Below are 19,150 nucleotides of genomic sequence, written 5' to 3'. Positions count from 1 at the left end.
GGCGGTAGTAGGCTCGCGCCGTTTGTTGACGCACATGTGCACCCCCGGCCGGCGGGGGTCGAGCTGGGGGAGGCCATGCGCTTTCGCGGGAAGTCCATCCGCCGGAAGATCGTGGCGCTGCTTCTCGTGCCGCTGGTGTCCCTGACCGCCATCTGGGGCTTCGCGACGGTACTCACGGGCCGCGAGGCGGCCCGGCTGTTCCAGGTGACGGACGTCCAGCAGGACATCGCCTACCCCGCCGAGGACGCCATCCGCGTCCTGCAGCAGGAACGCCGTCAGACCCTCGTCTACCTCGCCGATCCCAGAGCCGCCGACGCCGTCTCCGCGCTGCGGCGCACCCGCGCCGCGACCGACCGCGCCATCGCCAGGATCCGCAGGAACGCCGGCGGCAAGCACATCTTCGACGGCCTGGACGTGGCCGACAACGAGCGCCTGACCGCCGTCCTGGACGCCTTCGAGGGCCTCGACTCACTGCGCCACGGCGTCGAGCAGGGCACGGTCACCCGGGCCCAGGCCTACGATCTCTACAACCGCCTCGTCGACCCCTGTTTCACGCTGCTCGCCTCCCTCGAAGGCATCGACGACGTCACACTGGACGCGCAGGCACGCGCGATGGTCACCATCGGCCGCGCCCGCGAACTGCTCTCCCGTGAGGACGCTCTCCTCGGCTCCTCGCTCGTCGTCGGCAGGCTGACCCACGCCGAGCAGCGCGACATCGCCGGCCTCGCCGCCCAGCGCACCGCCCTGTACGACGTCAGCCTGCCGCTGCTGCCCGCCGCCGAGCGGGACCGCTACGAAGGCTTCTGGAAGAACGCCGCCTCCGCCCCGCTGCGCACGGCCGAACGGACCGTCGTCGACGCGGAGTCCGGCACCCCGCGCGGTGTCACCGCGCAGAGCTGGGACTCCGCCGCCGCGAGCGCCCTGGACGACCTCGGCACCCTCGACGACCAGGTCGGCGACCGCCTCCAGGACCGTACGCGCCCGGTGGCCGTCGGCGTCATCCTGCAGGCGGCCGTCGCCGGGCTGCTCGGCCTGGTCGCGCTCGTCGCCTCCCTCGTCGTGTCGGTCCGGATCGGCCGCCGCCTCGTCCGCGACCTGCGCCGGCTGCGCATGGAGGCGCACGAGGCCTCCGGAGTCCGGCTGCCCAGCGTGATGCGCCGGCTCTCCGCGGGCGAAAAGGTCGACGTCGAGACCGAGGTGCCGCGCCTGGAGTACGACAAGAACGAGATCGGCGAGGTCGGGCAGGCCCTCAACACGCTCCAGCGCGCCGCCGTCGAGGCCGCCGTCAAACAGGCCGAACTGCGCGCCGGCGTCTCCGAGGTCTTCGTCAACCTCGCCCGCCGCAGCCAGGTGCTGCTGCACAAGCAGCTCACCCTCCTCGACACCATGGAGCGCCGCACCGAGGACACCGACGAACTCGCCGATCTCTTCCGCCTGGACCACCTCACCACCCGCATGCGCCGGCACGCCGAGGGCCTGGTGATCCTCTCCGGCGCCGCGCCCTCCCGGCAGTGGCGCCGCCCGGTGCAGCTGATGGACGTCGTGCGGGCCGCCGTCGCCGAGGTCGAGGACTACGAACGCGTCGAGGTACGGCGCCTGCCCCGGGTCGCCGTCACCGGTCCGGCCGTCGCCGACCTCACCCACCTCGTGGCGGAACTCCTGGAGAACGCCACGGTCTTCTCGCCCCCGCACACCGCGGTGCAGGTGCTCGGCGAGCGGGTCGCCAACGGCTTCACGCTGGAGATCCACGACCGGGGGCTCGGCATGACGGCCGAGGCGCTCCTGGAGGCCAACCTGCGCCTCGCCGAGACGCCCGAGTTCGAACTGTCCGACACCGACCGGCTCGGCCTGTTCGTGGTCAGCCGGCTCGCCCAGCGGCAGAACGTCCGTGTCTCCCTCCAGCCGTCGCCGTACGGCGGCACCACCGCCGTCGTCTTCATCCCGGACGCGCTGCTGTCCGACGACGTACCGGACACCAACGGCCTCGGCTTCCGCCTCGACCGGGACCGGCCGGCGAAGGGCAGCGCGCAGACGGGCCTGGCGGGCGTACGGTCCATGGCGCCGGCGCAGCTGCCCGGACTGCCCACCTCGCTGCTCGACGGCCCGGTCGAGCTGGAGGCGCCGGTGGATCTCGACGCCGTCGACGACTTCCCCGGCGTCCTGGCCGACGAGGACAGCACGCGCGGCGGACTGTTCCGGCCCCGCCGCTCCCGCTCCGGCGCGGACGACGCGGCGCCCGCCCCGTCCGCCGAGGCCGACGACACCAAGCCCGGCACCGGGCCCATACCGCTGCCGCGTCGGCAGACGCCGAAACTGGTCAGCTCGCACGGCAGGCCCGTCACCGGCCGGCGCTCCCGCCGGGACGAGCCGGACCAGCCATCCTCCGCCGGTTCCCGCAGCCCCGGCGCCGAAGGACCGGCCCCCCTCCCGACCCGCCGGCGCACCACCGCCCCCGGACAGCCCGCCGACGCCGCGGGCCGGGCCGGAGGGCGCGAGGCGGCCGCCCCGGAGCGCACCGACGTGCCCGTGCTGCCGCGCCGCACCCGCACCACGCCCTTCGCCGAGCCGCCCGGCCGAAGCGCCGAGGACCGCGAGGCGCCCGCCGCGCAGGACACCGACACGATGCCCGACGCCGCCGCCCTGCCCCGGCGTACCCGGCCGACGACCTCCGCCGAGGGCGCCGAGGCGACGCCGGATGCCGCCGCCCTGCCCCGGCCTGCCAAGCCCACCACCCCGGCCGACGGCGACGACGCGGTGCCCGGCATACCCGCCCTGCCCCGGCGCACCCGCTCCGCAGCCCCTGCCCGCACGGAACACTCCGACCCCGGAGCCCCGGCCGACTCCCGTGCCCCGGCCGCCGACGGTGCGGCCCCGGTGGGCGGCGGCGCCGGTTACGGCGGTCACACGGCCGGTGACTCGGGCGCTGCGGAACCGGCGGAGTCCGGCGCGCCCGGCACTGCCGCACCGGCCACCGGCGCCCTGCCCCGGCGCATCCGTCAGGCCAGTCTGGCCCCCCAGCTCAAGCAGGACACCGCGCCGCGCGCCGAGCGCGGGGCGCAGCCCGCCGACCGCGACGCCGAGGAGGTCCGCAGCCGGATGGCCTCGCTCCAGCGCGGCTGGCAGCGCGGCCGGCGGGAGAACGCCGCGGGCGACGACGCCCACGACGGCACAGCACAAGGAACGACAAAGGGGGACGGTCGATGACCGCACCGAAGGCGACCGGCCACACGGCGACCGACAAGGGAGGGCTGAACTGGCTCCTGGACGACCTGGTCGACCGGGTTGCCAGCATCCGCAAGGCCGTCATCCTGTCCGGCGACGGGCTCCCGACGGGTGTGTCCAAGGACCTGACCCGCGAGGACGGCGAGCATCTGGCCGCCGTCGCCTCCGGGTTCCACAGCCTGGCCAAGGGCGTGGGCCGCCACTTCGACGCGGGCGGGGTCCGGCAGACGGTGGTCGAGCTGGACGACGCCTTCCTGTTCGTCACGGCCGCCGGGGACGGCAGCTGCCTCGCCGTCCTGTCCGACGCCGACTCCGACGTCGGACAGGTCGCCTACGAGATGACCCTGCTGGTCAAGCGGGTCGGCGCACATCTGGGCAGCGCACCGCGCACCGATCTGCCCGCCGGCGGGTAGTGAGATGTCATGAGCACAGACGGTCAGGGAAGAAACCACTGGTTCGACGACGAGGCCGGACCGGTCGTCCGTCCCTACGCCATGACGCGCGGCCGGACCACGAGTCCGGGCCAGCACCGGCTCGACCTGATCGCGGTGGTCGTCACGGAACCCGGCGTCGACGACCCGGAAACGGATCCGACGCTGGCGCCGGAGCACGTGGAGATCATCGGGCTGTGCCGCCGCGAACCGCAGTCGGTCGCCGAACTCGCCGCCGAACTCGACCTGCCGGTCGGGGTGGTGCGTGTCCTCGTCGGCGACCTCGTGCACGCGGAACTCGTCCATGTCACGCGTCCGGTGCCACCGGCCGAGTTGCCGGACGAGCGGATCCTGCGCGACGTGATCAGCGGCCTCAGGGCCCTGTGACACCGGCCGGGATCCCTCGACCAGGCTCCCTCGACAACGATCCCTTCAAGCAGGACCCCTCAAGCAGGACCCCTGAAGCAGGAGAAGAGACCGATGATCTTCGGGCGTACTGAGCGCGGCACGTCCCCGGTCGAGCCCGTCACGCTCAAGATCCTGGTGGCCGGCGGCTTCGGCGTGGGCAAGACGACCCTCGTCGGCGCCGTCAGCGAGATCAGGCCGCTGCGGACCGAGGAACTGCTCACCGAGGCGGGCCGCCCGGTCGACGACACCAGCGGGGTGGAGGGCAAGCACACCACCACCGTGGCCATGGACTTCGGCCGGATCACCCTGCGCGAGGACCTGGTGCTGTACCTGTTCGGCACGCCCGGACAGGAACGGTTCTGGTTCATGTGGGACGAGCTGTCCGAGGGCGCGCTCGGCGCCGTGGTGCTGGCCGACACCCGCCGTCTCGAGGACTGCTTCGCCGCCGTCGACTACTTCGAGCGGCGCGGCATCCCCTTCCTCGTCGCCGTCAACTGCTTCGAGGGGGCGGCTCGTTACCCGGACGAGGCGGTCCGGCAGGCCCTCGACCTGGACGACGGCGTTCCGGTGCTGCTGTGCGACGCGCGGGAGCGGGAGTCGGTCAAGGAGGTGCTCGTCGGAGTCGTCCAGCACGCGATGGACCAGGCCGCGGACCGCCGCCAGGCCGCCCTGCGCTGACCGCTGAGGGGTCTCTCCGCTGCCTCGCGGGCACGGCCCGTACCCCCGCCGACCGGGGTACGAGCCGTGGTCCGGTGAGGAGCCCGCGAGCCCGCTACGCGTCGCCCTCCTCCAGCCAGCCGAAGCTCTTCTCCACCGCCTTGCGCCAGTTGCGGTACTCGCGGTCGCGTACCGACGGCTCCATCGCCGGTGTCCACTCCGCGTCCCGCTGCCAGTGGGACTTCAGCTCGTCCAGATCGTTCCACACACCCGTCGCCAGACCGGCGGCGTACGCGGCGCCCAGACAGGTCGTCTCCGACACCCGGGGCCGGATGACCGGTACGCCGAGGACGTCCGCCTGGTGCTGCATGAGCAGGTTGTTCCCGGTCATGCCGCCGTCGACCTTCAGGGTGCTGATGCGCACCCCGGAGTCCTGGTGCATGGCGTCCACGACCTCCCGGGTCTGCCAGCTCGTCGCCTCCAGCACCGCACGCGCGAGGTGCGCCTTCGTGACGTACCGGGTGAGGCCGGTGACGACGCCGCGCGCGTCGGAGCGCCAGTAGGGCGCGAACAGACCCGAGAACGCGGGCACGATGTAGGCGCCGCCGTTGTCCTCGACGCTCGCCGCGAGCGTCTCGATCTCGTCGGCGGTACGGATGATCCCGAGCTGGTCGCGGAACCACTGGACGAGCGCGCCCGTTATCGCGATGGAGCCCTCCAGGCAGTAGACCGGCGCCTCCCCGCCGATCTTGTACCCCATCGTCGTCAGCAGCCCGCTCTTGGACGGCACCGGCCGGTCACCGGTGTTCAGCAGCAGGAAACTGCCGGTGCCGTAGGTGTTCTTCGCGGTGCCCACGTCGTAGCAGGCCTGCCCGAAGACGGCGGCCTGCTGGTCGCCCAGCGCGGAGGCGACGGGCACCCCGGCGAGCTGTCCGACGGCCGTGCCGTACACCTCGGCGGACGACCGGATCTCCGGCAGCATCGCCGCGGGGATGTCCATGGCGGACAGGATGGCCGGATCCCACTGGAGGGTCTGGAGGTTCATCAGCATGGTGCGGCCGGCGTTCGTGACGTCGGTGACGTGGCGGCCGCCCCCGGTGCCGCCGGTGAGGTTCCAGATCAGCCAGGAGTCGATGGTCCCGAAGGCGATCTCGCCGCGCTCGGCGCGTTCCCTCAGGCCGGGTACGTTGTCCAGCAGCCAGGCCGCCTTTGGCCCGGAGAAGTAGCTGGCGAGCGGCAGTCCGGTCTGCTCCCGGAAGCGGTCCTGGCCGTCCGTGCCGCCCAGTTCGCCGCACAGGGCCGCGGTGCGGGTGTCCTGCCAGACGATCGCGTTGTGCACGGGTTTGCCCGTGGCGCGGTCCCACAGGACGGTGGTCTCCCGCTGGTTGGTGATGCCGAGGGCGCTCAGCTGGTCGGCGCGCAGCCCGGCCTTGGCGAGCGCACCGGCCACCACGGCCTGCACCTTGGACCAGATCTCGGTCGCGTCGTGCTCCACCCAGCCCGGCTTGGGGAAGATCTGGCGGTGTTCGCGCTGGTCGACGGCGACGATGGCGCCGCTGTGGTCGAAGACGATGCAACGGCTTGACGTGGTGCCCTGGTCGATGGCGGCGACGTAGGTGTCGGTGGTGTCCGTCATGGCGGTCCCCTGGGTCGCTGGGTCGGGTCGCTGGTCTGCGGGGCGCGGTACGGGGAGGGGGGGAGAAGCGGGCGTGCGGGGCCGGAGGGAGGGATACGGCGGATCAGAAGGCCGCGTTGTACAGGCCACCGGCGATGGCTCCGCCGATCAGCGGCCCGACGACCGGTATCCAGGCGTAACCCCAGTCGGAGGTGCCCTTGTGGGGGATCGGCAGGAAGGTGTGCACGATGCGCGGGCCGAGGTCGCGGGCGGGGTTGATGGCGTAACCGGTGGGCCCGCCCAGGGAGAGCCCGATGCCGACGACGAGCAGGGAGACGATCAGCACGGTGGTGCCGGACTCGCCGAGTCCCTTGGTCAGTCCGAAGGCGAGGATCGGCAGCACCAGGGCGACGGTCGCGATGATCTCGGTGACCAGGTTGGCGAGCGGGTTCCGGATCTCGGGGATGGTCGAGAAGATGCCGAGCGTCGGCACCGGTTCGTCGGCCGTGCCCTCGGTGGTGCCCTCCTTGCGGACGTTGGCCTGGAACTGGGCGAGGTACACCAGATAGGCGAGCACGGCGCCGAGCATCGCGCCGACGAGCTGGCCCAGCAGATACACCCACACCTTGCCCCACTTGCCGGTGTCGATGGCGATGCCGATGGTGACCGCGGGGTTGAGCTGGCCGCCGGAGAGCGGGGCGGCGGTGTACGCGCCCGCGAGGACGCCGAAGCCCCAGCCGAACGCGATGACCACCCAGCCGGAGGCCCGTGCCTTGGAGTATCTGAGGGTGACGGCGGCGCAGACTCCGGCGCCGAAGAGGATCAGGATCGCGGTGCCGATGACTTCGCCGACGAAAATGTCTCCGTTGCTCATGGCGGCTCCCTTGGCGCCTTTCGGGGCGGGCGGCCCCGGACTTCCGTGCGGGAAAGCTCCGTTGGCGTCTGCGGCCGGAGGCGGGGAGTCCTTGGGACCGCCCGGCGTCCGTGACGAGCGTGCCGTCGCAGCCGTATCGCCGGGCAAGGACCGGTCGTGGAGCAGGACAGACCGGTGGCGCAGTGCCTGATAACGCCGAGAATGTACGGCGATGTCGGCTGACACCGGGAAGTGTTCACCGGCGCCCGGGGGGCGTCAAGGTGGCCGACGGTGACGGTGACATCGACGTGCCGCCGCCCGGGTCACCGGCGCCGGGCGCGGCGGACATGTGGTCCGGCCGGCGCGCCGCTCACCCGGGGTGTGCCGCAACGGGCGGGCGCGGCAGGGATCTTCACCGCCCAGGCTCCACCACCGCGTACCCGGCCGGCGCCGGCGCCGCCCCCGAGCCGCGCCGGACCTCGTGACCGGGCAGGCCGGCCCGCCCCAGCACCCAGCTCGCGCCGCGCAGGGCCTTGGCCGCCTGCTTCAGCGGTGCCAGCTCTGCGGCGGCCTGCCGGTGGTCGCCCACGCTGCCCGGTGCGCACACCACGGTCGCCAGCGACAGCGTGACCGGCCGGCCCCCGGCCGACCAGGGCGCGTCGAGCACGGCGGCGACCAGCGGACCGAGCGCCTCCTCGTCGGCCAGCACCAGGAAGTCGTCGCCCCCGATGTGCCCCACGCGCGCGTGCCCCGGGGCCGCCTGTTGCAGCGCCCGTCCGACCGACCGGATCAGCTCGTCGCCCGCGGCGAACCCGGCGCCGTCGTTGACCTGCTTGAAGTGGTCGATGTCCAGCCAGCTGAGCGCGAAGGCGCGGCCGTCCGCGATCCGCCGGTCCACCTCGCCGGTGATAGCGTCCGAACCGGGCAGCCGGGTCAGCGGGTTGAGCCCGGCCGCCTCCTCGACTCTGCTCTCGGCCAGCGCCCGCACCAGGTCCGCGAGCCGTACGACGCCGACGCACCGGCCGTGCCGGTCGACCACCGCGACATCGTCGGACGTGCGGTCCCGGCCACCGACCGCGACGACGTCCAGCACCTCCCAGGCGGTCGCGTCGACGCCGACCGTCCGGGGCGCGTCGCCGAGCTTGAACGCCGGCCGGTCGGCGTACAGTGCGTGCCCGTAGCGGCCGGACATCGACAGCAGGAACCGGGACCGGTGCACCGAGCGCACGGGCCGGCCCGCCTGGTCCACCAGCAGCACCCCGGACACCTCCGGCGACCCGGTCAGCAGCGCCCGCACCTGTCCCGCCGAGGCGGTCACCGGCAGTACGGCGGCCGGGCGCACGAACTCCCGCACCGACGGCCCCGACCGGGGCACACCGACCGTGCCGGAGGAGCGCGGCGGAACGTATACGTCCGCGGCGGGGATCCGGGCCGGCGGCGCGAACAGCTCGCCCTGGCCGAGCTGCGCCCCGGCCGACAGCGCCGCCGCGTACTGCAGTTCCGTCTCCACGCCCTCCACCGCTACCAGGGCGCCCAGTTCCTCGCACAGCGTGCGCATCGCCCGCACCGCGGCCGGCCGCCCCAGCAGGCAGGCGTCCAGCTTGACCAGGTCGGGGGAGAGGTCGGTGAGCAGCCGAAGCGGTACGTCACCGTCCCCGACGCCGTCGGCGCTGATCCGGAACCCCTGTTCGCGCAGCGCGGCCACCGCCTCCAGCAGGGCCCGCTGCGGCACGTGCGTGTACGGCGGGACCACGTCCAGCGTCACCTCCCAGGGCAGCCGTCCGGCCGCGCGCACGGCGTCGTGCAGCGGGGTGAGGCCGCCGAGGTCGGCGAGCGTGGCCGCGAACACGTTCAGGTGCAGCGGCAGCAGGGTCTCCTTGTGCACCGCGGCACGCAGCGCCGACACCGCGAGTCTCCCGTCGAGTTCGGGATCCCGGCGGGCCTCGGCCAGGATGTCGCCCGTCTCCGGGCGGGCGAGTGTCTCCAGTGCGGCGACCGCGCCCGTCCTCAGGTTGACCACCGGCTGGAAGGCGAAGCGGAGAGTATCCGTCCAGGAGTGCACGGGAGCATGATGGCGCTGCCCGCGTACGCCCAGGCGCAGTTCATGAGACGTTCACGCAGCATTCCGGGTCGGTCACTCAGCGTGGAACCACAGGGGTCACCATCGCCTCCCCGACCTCACCGGTGCTCAGCGCCGCCGGTCCGGAAAGGGACACAGAGCTTCCCGGCCGCATTGCGCACCTGATAGATGCAGGAGACATGACACGACTCACCAGTGCAGTCCGCGGTCTCGTCACCGCCCTCGCCGCCCTGCTGGCCGTGACCACCGCCCCCGCGACCGCCGGGGCGACGACGGAGCCCAGGGCGCCCGCGGACTTCGTGGCCCTGAGCAGCGTGGATCCCACGATCATCCAGGAGATCCGCTACTTCACCCCGCACAACTTCGTGGGCGAGCGCATCGACGGCTACGAGCAGCCCCTGTGCATCCTCACCCGCCCCGCCGCCGAGGCCCTCCACAAGGCCCAGCGCCTCCTGCTGCGCAAGGGCTACACCCTCAAGGTGTACGACTGCTACCGGCCGCAGCGTGCCGTGAACCACTTCGTCCGCTGGGCGAAGGATCTCGACGACCAGGCGATGAAGGCCGAGTTCTACCCGAACGTCGACAAGACCCGGCTCTTCGCGGACGGTTACATCGCCGAGAAGTCCGGCCACAGCCGCGGCTCGACCATGGACCTCACGATCGTGAAGCTCCCCGCGCGGCCGACCCGCCCCTACCACCCCGGACAGCCGCTCGTGCCCTGCTACGCGCCCAAGGACGAGCGTTTCCCCGACAACTCCGTCGACATGGGCACCGGATTCGACTGCTTCGACACCCTCGCGCACACCCTCGACCCGCGCATCCAGGGCGTACAGCGCGCCAACCGCCTGCTGCTCAAGAACACGATGGAGAGCCTCGGATTCGTGAACCTCGCCGAGGAGTGGTGGCACTACACGTACCAGCCCGAGCCGTACCCGGACACCTACTTCGACTTCCCCGTGTCCCGGAAGTCGCTCACCAGCGGACACTGACCGCCTGCCCAAGACGACCCACTTCCGATCGGATACAGTCCGCGCGTGTCCGAAACTCAGCATTCAACTGCCAATTCCGCACCGGACTCGCATTGTTCGAGGTGCGGAGCGCCCTATGGAGAGGGCGTTTCCGGCTGGCCGCGTACCTGCCCCGCGTGCGGAACCGTCGCCTACCGCAACCCGCTGCCGGTCGCGATCGCGCTCCAGCCCGTGTACGACACCAAGGGCACGGCCCTCGTCGTCATCACCCGGACCGTCGCCCCCGCGCGCGGGGGCACGGCCCTGCCCGGCGGCTACATCGACGACCGGGAGGACTGGAAGCAGGCCGTCGTGCGCGAACTCAAGGAGGAGACCGGCATCGACGCGGCCGCGCGCGACGTGCGGCTCGTGGACGCCATGAGCTCCCCCGACGGGCACCTGCTGCTGTTCGGGCTCCTCCCGGAGCGCCCGGTGGAAGGCCTCCCGCCCGCCGGCCCCACGGACGAGACCGAGGGCTGGGAGCTGCTGCGCCGGCCCGAGGAACTCGCCTTCCCGCTGCACACCCTGGCGGTCAGGGCCTGGTTCGAGGGCCGGTACGTCTGACCGGGGCGGCTCAGCCGAGCCCCTGCACCCGCACCGGGTACGGCGGCTCGGCGGAACCTCCCTCCCCGTCCCGCGTGACCATCACCCGGGCGCCCTGGCGGCGGGCGACGTACCGCTCGGCCTCCGGCTCCTCCCACCCGTCGCCCGCGTCCGGCACCACCAGACCGCCGCCCGTACGGCCGTGCGCGGGCGCCCACACCTCCAGTTCGAGGCCGCCGTCGGCGCCCCGCACGGGGACGACCGCCCCCGCGCGCGCGAACACCGGTATCCGCGACAGCGGCGCGTCGACGACGACACGGGCCGGGCCGTCGTACGCCTCCTGCGTCACGGTGTCGTACCACCGGCCCCGCGGCAGCCGCACCGCGCGCCGTTCGGTGCCGGGATCGAGCACCGGAGCCACCAGCAGAGCCTCCCCGAGCAGAAACGCGTCATCGCAGTCGCGCAGCGCCCGGTCCTCCGGTGCCGACCACCACAGCGGCCGCACATAGGGAGCGCCGGTGCGCCGGGCCAGATGCGCCAGCGTCATGAAGTACGGCAGCAGCCGCCGCCGTTCGAGCAGCGCCACGCGCGCGTGCTCCAGCACCTCGGGACCGAACTCCCAGGGCTCCCGGCGCCCCGCCCGCAGGCTCGCGTGGGTGCGGAACAGCGGCAGATACGCCCCCAGCTGGAACCATCTGAGAAACAGCTCCGGCGACGGATCACCGTCGAAACCGCCCACGTCCGGGCCCGAGTACGGCACCCCGCACAACCCGAGCCCCAGCACCAGCGACAGCGACGCCCGCAGCCCCGGCCAGCCCGTCGCCACGTCCCCGGACCAGGTGCCCCCGTAGCGCTGCAGCCCCGCCCAGCCCGACCGCGAGAACAAGAACGGCCGCTTGCCGGGCGACAGTTCGCGCAGCGCCTCGTAGCCCGCGCGGGCCATGCAGAGCGCGTACACGTTGTGCGCCTCACGGTGATCGCCGCCGCACCCCTCCAGCGCGTGCCGGGCCGAACGCGGCAGGGTCGGCTCGCCGAAGGCGGTGAAGGACGTCGGCTCGTTCATGTCGTGCCAGAAGCCCGCGAAGCCCTGCCCCAGCCGCTCCTCGTAGAGCCCGCCCCACCACTTGCGCACGCGCGTGTGCGTGAAGTCCGGGAAGACCGACTCCCCGGCCCACACCACACCGCGCACCGTGCGCCCGGAGGCGTCCCGCACGAACGCGTCCACGGCCGACCCGCTGTCGTACACCGCGTTGCCCGGCACCGCCCTCACCGCCGGGTCGACGATCGACACCAGCCGGATCCCGTCCCGGCCCAGCTCCTCGGCGAGCTGCGGCAGCTTCGGGAACCGCTCCTGGTCGACCGTGAACACCTGGTGGTCGTCGTAGTGGTCGATGTCCAGGTGCACGGCGTCCAGCGGCAGCCCGCGCTCCCGGTAGCCCGCGACGATCCGGCGGACCTCCTGCTCACTGCCGAACCCCCACCGCGCGTGCTGGTGACCGAGCGCCCACGCGGGCGGCACCGCGGGCGCCCCGGTGAGCGAGGCCCACGTGTGCAGCACGCGCGCGGGGGTGCCCACGATCACCCAGCAGCGCAGCGGGCCGCCGTCCATCCGCAGCTCGCAGCGCCCCGCCCGGTCGTGCCCCGACCCGGCCCCCTCCTCACCCTCGCGCAGCACCACCGCGCCGTCCCAGGTCGTGTCGTGGAACACCAGATGCGTGCCGGCGTCCGCCACCACCAGCTGCACCGGCATGGTCAGGTACAGCGGATCGTCGCCGGGTCCGAACGCCCGGCCGGGATCGGTGTTCCACAGCCGGTACGCCCCGTCCCGCAGCCGGGGACCGGACGCCCGGCCGCCCAGACCGAAGAAGCGGGCGTCCGCCGGCACCTCCGACCGCTGCATCCAGCGCGCCGGGCCGCCGCCGACCGGCTCCCACCAGCGCGGCGGCAGGTCCCGCCGCAGGGTCACCCCGCCGGGCGTGCGCACCTCCACCGCGCCGTGCCGCGACACGGCGACCGTCACCCGCTCGGCGACCACGCGCCAGCCACCGTCCTTGTCCGGCTCCAGCACGGCACGCGGATCCGGCTCCGGGCAGCTCCCGTCGAGCGCGTACGACGGCTGCGGACCCGCCTCGTCCCAGCTCCAGAACACGGCCCCGTTCACCGCGACGGTGATCCGCAGCTCGGACCGTGCGAACCGGATCAGCCCGCCGCCCGGTCCCGGCTCCGCCCTCTCCAGCCGCCCCGGGACCCGTGCCCGCTCCGCTCCCCGCGGCGGCAGCGCGGCGGCGTCGATCCGCCGCCTGCGCCACGCCGCCCGGACGGTACGCAACCCCCGAGCCGCCCTCCCCGCACCGACTCCACCCACCGAACGCACCAGGTCACGACCGTCCATGCTGCTCACCCTGCCACTGCGCGCGCCACGCGCGCGTGTCGTTCAACTGCCGTTCACCCGTGGCGGGACCACATCTTCACGACACGGACTGTGTGGGGCACACCCTGGTGCAGAAGTCGATCACATGGCATCGTCCCTGTCAGCCGCGTCACGCGCACACCCCAGCCGTGCGCGGACCGACGCACACGACGCGCACAGCCCGGGAGCCGCCACCATGTCGACCGCGAACCCCCAGCCGCTCTGGCAGCCCGATCCCGAGCGGATCGACCAGGCCCGCATCACCCGGTTCCAGGCCTGGGCCGCCGAGCACCACGGCGCCCCCGCCGAGGGCGGCTACCCCGCCCTGCACCAGTGGTCCGTCGACCACCTGGAGACGTTCTGGGAAGCCGTCACCGAGTGGTTCGACGTCCGCTTCTCCACGCCCTACGCGCGCGTGCTCGGCGACCGCGCGATGCCCGGCGCCCAGTGGTTCCCCGGAGCCACCCTCAACTACGCCGAGCACGCCCTGCGCGCCGCCGCCGACCGCGCGGACGAGCCCGCCCTCCTCCATGTCGACGAGACCCACGAACCGCGCCCGGTGACCTGGTCCGAGCTGCGCCGCCAGGTCGGCTCCCTCGCCGCCGAACTCCGCGCCCTCGGCGTCCGGCCCGGCGACCGGGTCAGCGGCTACCTGCCCAACATCCCGCAGGCCGTCGTCGCCCTGCTAGCCACGGCCGCCGTCGGCGCCGTGTGGACCTCCTGCGCCCCCGACTTCGGCGCCCGCAGCGTCCTGGACCGCTTCCAGCAGGTCGAACCCGTCGTGCTGTTCACCGTCGACGGCTACCGCTACGGCGGAAAACAGCACGACCGCCGCGAGATCGTCGCCGAACTGCGCCGCGAGCTGCCCACCCTGCGCGGCGTCGTCCACATCCCGCTGCTCGGCGCACCGGCGCCCGAGGGCGCCCTGGAGTGGTCGGCGCTGACCGCGGGCGACACCGAGCCGGTCTTCGAGCAGGTCCCGTTCGACCACCCGCTGTGGGTGCTGTACTCCTCCGGCACCACCGGCCTGCCCAAGGCCATCGTCCAGTCCCAGGGCGGCATCCTGGTCGAGCACCTCAAGCAGCTCGGCCTGCACTGCGACCTGGGCCCCGAGGACCGCTTCTTCTGGTACACCTCGACCGGCTGGATGATGTGGAACTTCCTCGTCTCCGGCCTGCTCACCGGCACGACGATCGTCCTGTACGACGGCAGCCCCGGCTACCCGGACACGGGCGCCCAGTGGCGGGTCGCCGAACGCACCGGCGCCACCCTCTACGGCACCTCCGCCGCCTACGTCATGGCCTGCCGCAAGGCCGGCGTCCACCCCGCGCGCGACTACGACCTGTCCGCCGTCAAGTGCGTCGCCACCACCGGCTCCCCGCTGCCGCCCGACGGCTTCCGCTGGCTGCACGACGAGGTGCGCGACGACCTGTGGATCGCCTCCGTCAGCGGCGGCACGGACGTCTGCTCCTGCTTCGCCGGCGGCGTACCGACCCTGCCCGTGTACACCGGCGAACTCCAGGCGCCCGGCCTCGGCACCGATCTCCAGGCCTGGGACCCGAGCGGCAAGCCGGTCGTCGACGAGGTCGGCGAACTCGTCGTCACGAACCCGATGCCCTCGATGCCGATCCGCTTCTGGAACGACCCGGACGGCAGCCGCTACCACGACAGCTACTTCGCCACCTACCCCGGCGTCTGGCGGCACGGCGACTGGATCACCGTCACCTCGCGCGGCACCGTGATCATCCACGGCCGTTCCGACTCCACCCTCAACCGGCAGGGCGTCCGCATGGGCTCGGCCGACATCTACGAGGTCGTCGAACGGCTGCCGGAGATCAAGGAGTCCCTGGTCATCGGCATCGAGCAGCCCGACGGCGGCTACTGGATGCCGCTGTTCGTGCACCTCGCACCCGGCGCCGTCCTCGACGAGGCCCTGCTGAACCGGATCAGGCAGACGATCCGCGAACAGCTCTCGCCGCGCCACGTGCCCGACGAGATCATCGAGGTGCCCGGCGTCCCGCACACCCTCACCGGCAAGCGCATCGAGGTGCCCGTCAAGCGCCTCCTGCAGGGCACCCCGCTGGAGAAGGCGGTCAACCCCGGCTCCATCGACGACCTCGACCTGCTCGGCTTCTACGAGGAACTCGCCCGCAAGCGCGGCTGACCCCCGTCCCGCGCGCCTCACCCACCGCAGGCGGCCCCGGACTCGCCCGGTACGGCGGCGAAGCCCGGGGCCGGCCGCGCGGCCGGCCCCCCTCACGGCAGCCCGTTGTCAGTGCCGCCGGTTACGGTGAGTGAGCATTGATCGACTGCGCACTCAGGGGGAAACATGGCGCACACCGACCACCAGAGCATGCGACGCGTCCTGCGCCGCGAGATCGCCGGCACCATCGGCCTGCTCACCGACGAACACGACTTCCGCGCCATGCGGCGCTACCGCAGCTTCACCTTCGACGACCACCAGACCTACCTCCGGCAGGTGGAAGCCGTCCTCAGGGCCCGCGCCGCCCAGGGCACCCACACCACACTCGCCCTCTTCGACCCCGAGGACTACGCCGCCTACTGCGCGCAGGCCGGCCTCGACCCCGAAGACCCGGCCAGCCGGAGCCGCTTCACCGCGGAACTCGCTGCGACGGGCCCCACCATCCCCTACGACGGCCGGCCCCTCGCCACCCTCGTCCCCGCCCTCGTCGACGAAGCAGTACGACAGGCGACCTGGGAGTACGCCACCACCCTGCTCTCCCGTCTCGGCCCCTGCCCCACCTGCGGCGAGGACATCGGCAAGGCCGCCTTCACCCGCGCCTCCGAACTGCTGATCCGCATCCTCGACACCGCACCACCCGGCGACCGCCACCTCGTGTGCAGCGTCTCCGGACCACCCGAAACCCTGATCGCCGTCCTCCACGGCGATCGCGACGCCGACGACGGCATCCGCCTCGACGAGGCCGAGGTCCTGGAATTCACCAGTGTCCTCGCACTCGGCCTCGCGACCCGAAGCCCCGGCGGACTCGTCCTGCGCGCCGACGCCCCGGACACCCCCGACCGGGTCTACGGCTGGCGGTTGCGCTGCGGCCGCCTCGAACCGCTCACCGCCGCCGAAGTCTTCGACGCCTACTGCACCGACGTCGAATCCGGCGACCTCATCTCCCCGGAATCCGGCGTCGACTACTGCGAGCCGCCCGACCTCGGAGCCGAGAGCGACACAGCGGACCACCGGCACTGAGCGCGCCCACGGCGACAGCGCCGCCGAACGCGCCAGGGGCGCCCCACCCGAAGGCGGGACGCCCCTGATCCCGGCACACACACGCGCGCGCGAGGCGCGGCTACGGCCTACTCGCCGGACAGCACCGCCTGAGCCGCGGCCCGCGCCTCCTCGGCACTGTCCGCGGCACGCGCCGCCGCCGCGGCCCGCTCGCACTGCGCCAGCGTGTACTTCGCCAGCGTCGCCCGGACATAGGGAATCGACGCCGCACCCATCGACAGGGAGGTGACGCCCAGACCGGTCAGCACACACGCCAGCAGCGGGTCGGAAGCGGCCTCGCCGCACACGCCGCAGCTCTTGCCCTCGGCCTTCGCCGCCTCCGCGGACAGGGCCACCAGGTCCAGCAGCGCCGGCTGCCACGGGTCCTGAAGCCGGGACACCGCGCCCACCTGCCGGTCGGCCGCGAACGTGTACTGCGCGAGGTCATTGGTCCCCAGCGAAAGGAACTCCACCTCCTGCAGGATCGAACGCGCCCGCAGCGCGGCCGACGGGATCTCCACCATCGCGCCGAACTTCGCCTGCAGCCCGGCCGCACGGCAGGCGTCCGCGAACGCCTTCGCGTCCGTACGGTCCGCCACCATCGGCGCCATGACCTCGAGGTAGACCGGCAGACCCTCGGCGGCCTTCGCCAGCGCGGTCAGCTGCGTGCGCAGGATCTCCGGGTGGTCCAGCAGCGTCCGCAGACCCCGCACGCCCAGCGCCGGGTTCGGCTCGTCGGAAGGAGTCAGGAAGTCCAGCGGCTTGTCCGCGCCCGCGTCCAGCACCCGCACCACCACACGGCCCTCGGGGAACGCCTCCAGCACCTGCCGGTAGGCCTCCACCTGCTTCGCCTCGGAAGGAGCGTTCTTGCTGTCGTCCAGGAACAGGAACTCGGTACGGAACAGACCGACACCCTCGGCCCCGGCCTCGACCGCGGCCGGCACGTCCGCCGGACCGCCCACGTTGGCCAGCAGCGGCACCTTGTGACCGTCCGCCGTCGCCCCCGGCCCCGTCGACGCGGCCAGCGCCGCCCTGCGCTCGGCGGCAGCGGCCTGCAGCTGCGCCTTCTTCTCCTCGCTCGGGTTCACGAAGATGTCGCCGGTGCTGCCGTCGACGGCGATCACCGTCCCCTCGGCCAGCTCACCGGCACCCGGCAGCGCCACGACCGCCGGCACGCCCAGCGCCCGCGCCAGGATCGCGCTGTGGCTGGTCGGCCCGCCCTCCTCGGTCACGAAGCCGAGCACCAGCGAGGGGTCCAGCAGCGCGGTGTCCGCCGGCGCCAGATCCCGGGCCACGAGGACATAGGGCTGGTCGCTGTCCGGGACACCCGGCATCGGCACGCCCAGCAGCCGGGCGACGATACGGTTCCGCACGTCATCGAGGTCGGCCACCCGGCCGGCGAGGTACTCACCGGCACCGGCCAGCAGCTCCCGGTAGGCCGCGAACGCGTCGTACACCGCGCGCTCCGCCGTGCTGCCGACGGCGATCCGCCGGTCCACATCGGCCATCAGTTCGGGGTCCTGGGCCATCATGGCCTGCGCCTCGAGCACCGCCTGGGCCTCGCCCCCGGCCAGGTTGCCGCGCGCCATGAGATCGGCGGCCACGGCGTCCACGGCCTGACGGGCGCGCCCCTGCTCCCGCTCGGCCTCCTCCGCAGGTATCTGCTTGGCCGGCGGCTCCAGCACCGCCGTGCCCATGTGCCGGACCTCGCCGATGGCCACGCCATGGCTCACGCCGACGCCTCGCAGCGTTGTCTCCATGTCACCCGTCTCCGATAGTGCGGCGGGCCCCGCCGCCGCGGTGGTTGTGCTGATCGCCGCCCGATGACGGCACTGCCGTCAGTTCCAGGCGAAGAGGCTGTCGCCGGCCTTCACGTCTCCGCTGTCACGCAGGCCGGACAGGGACTCGGCCGTGGCTTCGAGTGCGACGACGGGGCAGACCGGCGACTTGCCCGCGGCCTCGACCGCGGCCGGGTTCCAGCGGACCACGGCCTGGCCGCGCGTCACGGTGTCGCCCTTGCTCACGAGCAGCTCGAAACCCTCGCCGTTGAGCTGCACGGTGTCGATGCCGAGGTGGGTGAGCACGCCGCGCCCGCTCTCGTCCACCACGACGAAGGCGTGCGGATGCAGGGAGATGATGACGCCGTCCACCGGCGCAACGGCCTCGGAAGGCTCACGCACGGGGTCGATCGCGGTGCCCGGGCCGACCATGGCCCCGGAGAAGACCGGATCCGGCACTTCGGCCAGTCCGATGGCACGTCCGGCGAGAGGGGACGTCACGGTGGTCATGGGAAGCCTCCCAAGGAGTGGAGCTGCTCAAGGGCCGTCACTGCGTGTCCCGGACGGCGCACTGGCAGCAGCGTATGTCATATGAACTGGCGGTTCCGGATAGAAGCTACCAGCTAGTGGTCTAGACCACCAACCCCATGGATTTGCACCGTCTCCGAGGCTCCGTGTACAGTCGTACTCCTGCCTGGGGCGGTGGCCTGCGCAAGCGCCATCGTCGGGTAGAACCCAAACTCATCAGATCCTATCTCTGGATCCGCTTCTGCATGCTCGCAGAGTGGTGGTCAGAGAGACGGAAAAAGCCTGATAGAGTCGGAAACACCGAAGGGAAGCGCCCGGAGGAAAGCCCGAGAGGGTGAGTACGAAGGAAGCGACCGTTCCTTGAGAACTCAACAGCG

Annotated in this window: 14 protein-coding genes; 8 read left to right on the top strand and 6 right to left on the bottom strand. The window is 72.8% G+C overall.

Annotated features, from left to right (window positions below; all coding sequences use genetic code 11):
• Window positions 1–75: 75 nt before the first annotated feature.
• The 4 genes from ACGFZN_RS20150 to ACGFZN_RS20135 all read left to right on the top strand — a co-directional run bounded on the left by ACGFZN_RS20150 (window position 76) and on the right by ACGFZN_RS20135 (window position 4,739).
• Entirely contained in the window at window positions 76–3,204 is a 3,129-nt protein-coding gene (locus ACGFZN_RS20150; protein WP_393859832.1) for a nitrate- and nitrite sensing domain-containing protein, read from the top strand.
• On the top strand, window positions 3,201–3,635 hold the full coding sequence (locus tag ACGFZN_RS20145) for a roadblock/LC7 domain-containing protein (RefSeq protein WP_393859831.1): 435 nt from the start codon (window positions 3,201–3,203) through the stop codon (window positions 3,633–3,635). The genes ACGFZN_RS20150 and ACGFZN_RS20145 overlap by 4 nt, the downstream gene beginning before the upstream one ends.
• Window positions 3,636–3,644: 9 nt before the next feature.
• Complete coding sequence (locus ACGFZN_RS20140) at window positions 3,645–4,040, top strand: DUF742 domain-containing protein (protein ID WP_393859830.1); 396 nt, start codon at window positions 3,645–3,647, stop codon at window positions 4,038–4,040.
• A 93-nt stretch (window positions 4,041–4,133) separates the two neighbouring features.
• The gene (locus ACGFZN_RS20135; RefSeq protein ID WP_393859829.1) at window positions 4,134–4,739 is read left to right on the top strand and encodes an ATP/GTP-binding protein; all 606 of its coding nucleotides are present in this window, start codon (window positions 4,134–4,136) and stop codon (window positions 4,737–4,739) included.
• 94 nt (window positions 4,740–4,833) lie between these two features.
• Here the strand turns inward: ACGFZN_RS20135 and glpK are convergent, their stop codons facing one another.
• The 3 genes from glpK to ACGFZN_RS20120 all read right to left on the bottom strand — a co-directional run bounded on the left by glpK (window position 4,834) and on the right by ACGFZN_RS20120 (window position 9,248).
• Entirely contained in the window at window positions 4,834–6,354 is a 1,521-nt protein-coding gene (glpK, locus tag ACGFZN_RS20130) for a glycerol kinase GlpK (protein ID WP_393859828.1), read from the bottom strand.
• 103 nt (window positions 6,355–6,457) lie between these two features.
• A complete protein-coding gene (locus ACGFZN_RS20125; RefSeq protein ID WP_393859827.1) occupies window positions 6,458–7,207 on the bottom strand; it encodes an MIP/aquaporin family protein in 750 nt (249 codons plus the stop codon).
• Between the two features lie 391 nt (window positions 7,208–7,598).
• Window positions 7,599–9,248 carry an EAL domain-containing protein gene (locus ACGFZN_RS20120; RefSeq protein ID WP_393859826.1) on the bottom strand — a complete coding sequence of 550 codons (1,650 nt, stop codon included), beginning with the start codon at window positions 9,246–9,248 and terminating at the stop codon, window positions 7,599–7,601.
• A gap of 197 nt (window positions 9,249–9,445) precedes the next feature.
• Between ACGFZN_RS20120 and ACGFZN_RS20115 the strand changes: the two genes are divergently transcribed.
• Together ACGFZN_RS20115 and ACGFZN_RS20110 are read left to right on the top strand one after the other, a co-directional pair.
• A complete protein-coding gene (locus ACGFZN_RS20115) occupies window positions 9,446–10,255 on the top strand; it encodes a M15 family metallopeptidase (protein WP_393859825.1) in 810 nt (269 codons plus the stop codon).
• 45 nt (window positions 10,256–10,300) lie between these two features.
• Window positions 10,301–10,837: an NUDIX domain-containing protein gene (locus ACGFZN_RS20110; protein WP_330341258.1), complete on the top strand. Its 537-nt coding sequence runs from the start codon at window positions 10,301–10,303 to the stop codon at window positions 10,835–10,837.
• 10 nt (window positions 10,838–10,847) lie between these two features.
• Here ACGFZN_RS20110 and ACGFZN_RS20105 read toward each other — a convergent pair whose 3' ends face one another.
• Window positions 10,848–13,208 (bottom strand): glycoside hydrolase family 31 protein, encoded by a 2,361-nt coding sequence (locus ACGFZN_RS20105; protein ID WP_393859824.1) that lies wholly within the window; start codon window positions 13,206–13,208, stop codon window positions 10,848–10,850.
• A gap of 214 nt (window positions 13,209–13,422) precedes the next feature.
• Between ACGFZN_RS20105 and ACGFZN_RS20100 the strand changes: the two genes are divergently transcribed.
• Complete coding sequence (locus ACGFZN_RS20100; RefSeq protein ID WP_393859823.1) at window positions 13,423–15,390, top strand: acetoacetate--CoA ligase; 1,968 nt, start codon at window positions 13,423–13,425, stop codon at window positions 15,388–15,390.
• A 165-nt stretch (window positions 15,391–15,555) separates the two neighbouring features.
• Window positions 15,556–16,449, top strand: a complete 894-nt coding sequence (locus tag ACGFZN_RS20095) for a hypothetical protein (RefSeq protein WP_393859822.1) — start codon at window positions 15,556–15,558, stop codon at window positions 16,447–16,449.
• Window positions 16,450–16,556: 107 nt separating this feature from the next.
• On the opposite strand, the gene ptsP is transcribed toward ACGFZN_RS20095, so the two are convergent.
• Together ptsP and ACGFZN_RS20085 are read right to left on the bottom strand one after the other, a co-directional pair.
• The gene (gene ptsP / locus ACGFZN_RS20090; RefSeq protein WP_393859821.1) at window positions 16,557–18,227 is read right to left on the bottom strand and encodes a phosphoenolpyruvate--protein phosphotransferase; all 1,671 of its coding nucleotides are present in this window, start codon (window positions 18,225–18,227) and stop codon (window positions 16,557–16,559) included.
• A gap of 78 nt (window positions 18,228–18,305) precedes the next feature.
• Window positions 18,306–18,755: a PTS glucose transporter subunit IIA gene (locus tag ACGFZN_RS20085; protein ID WP_330341265.1), complete on the bottom strand. Its 450-nt coding sequence runs from the start codon at window positions 18,753–18,755 to the stop codon at window positions 18,306–18,308.
• Window positions 18,756–19,150: the final 395 nt, after the last annotated feature.

It is taken from the genome of Streptomyces sp. NPDC048192 (genome assembly GCF_043202415.1).
GTDB lineage: Bacteria > Actinomycetota > Actinomycetes > Streptomycetales > Streptomycetaceae > Streptomyces.
This window is presented reverse-complemented; position numbering and strand designations above follow the sequence as displayed.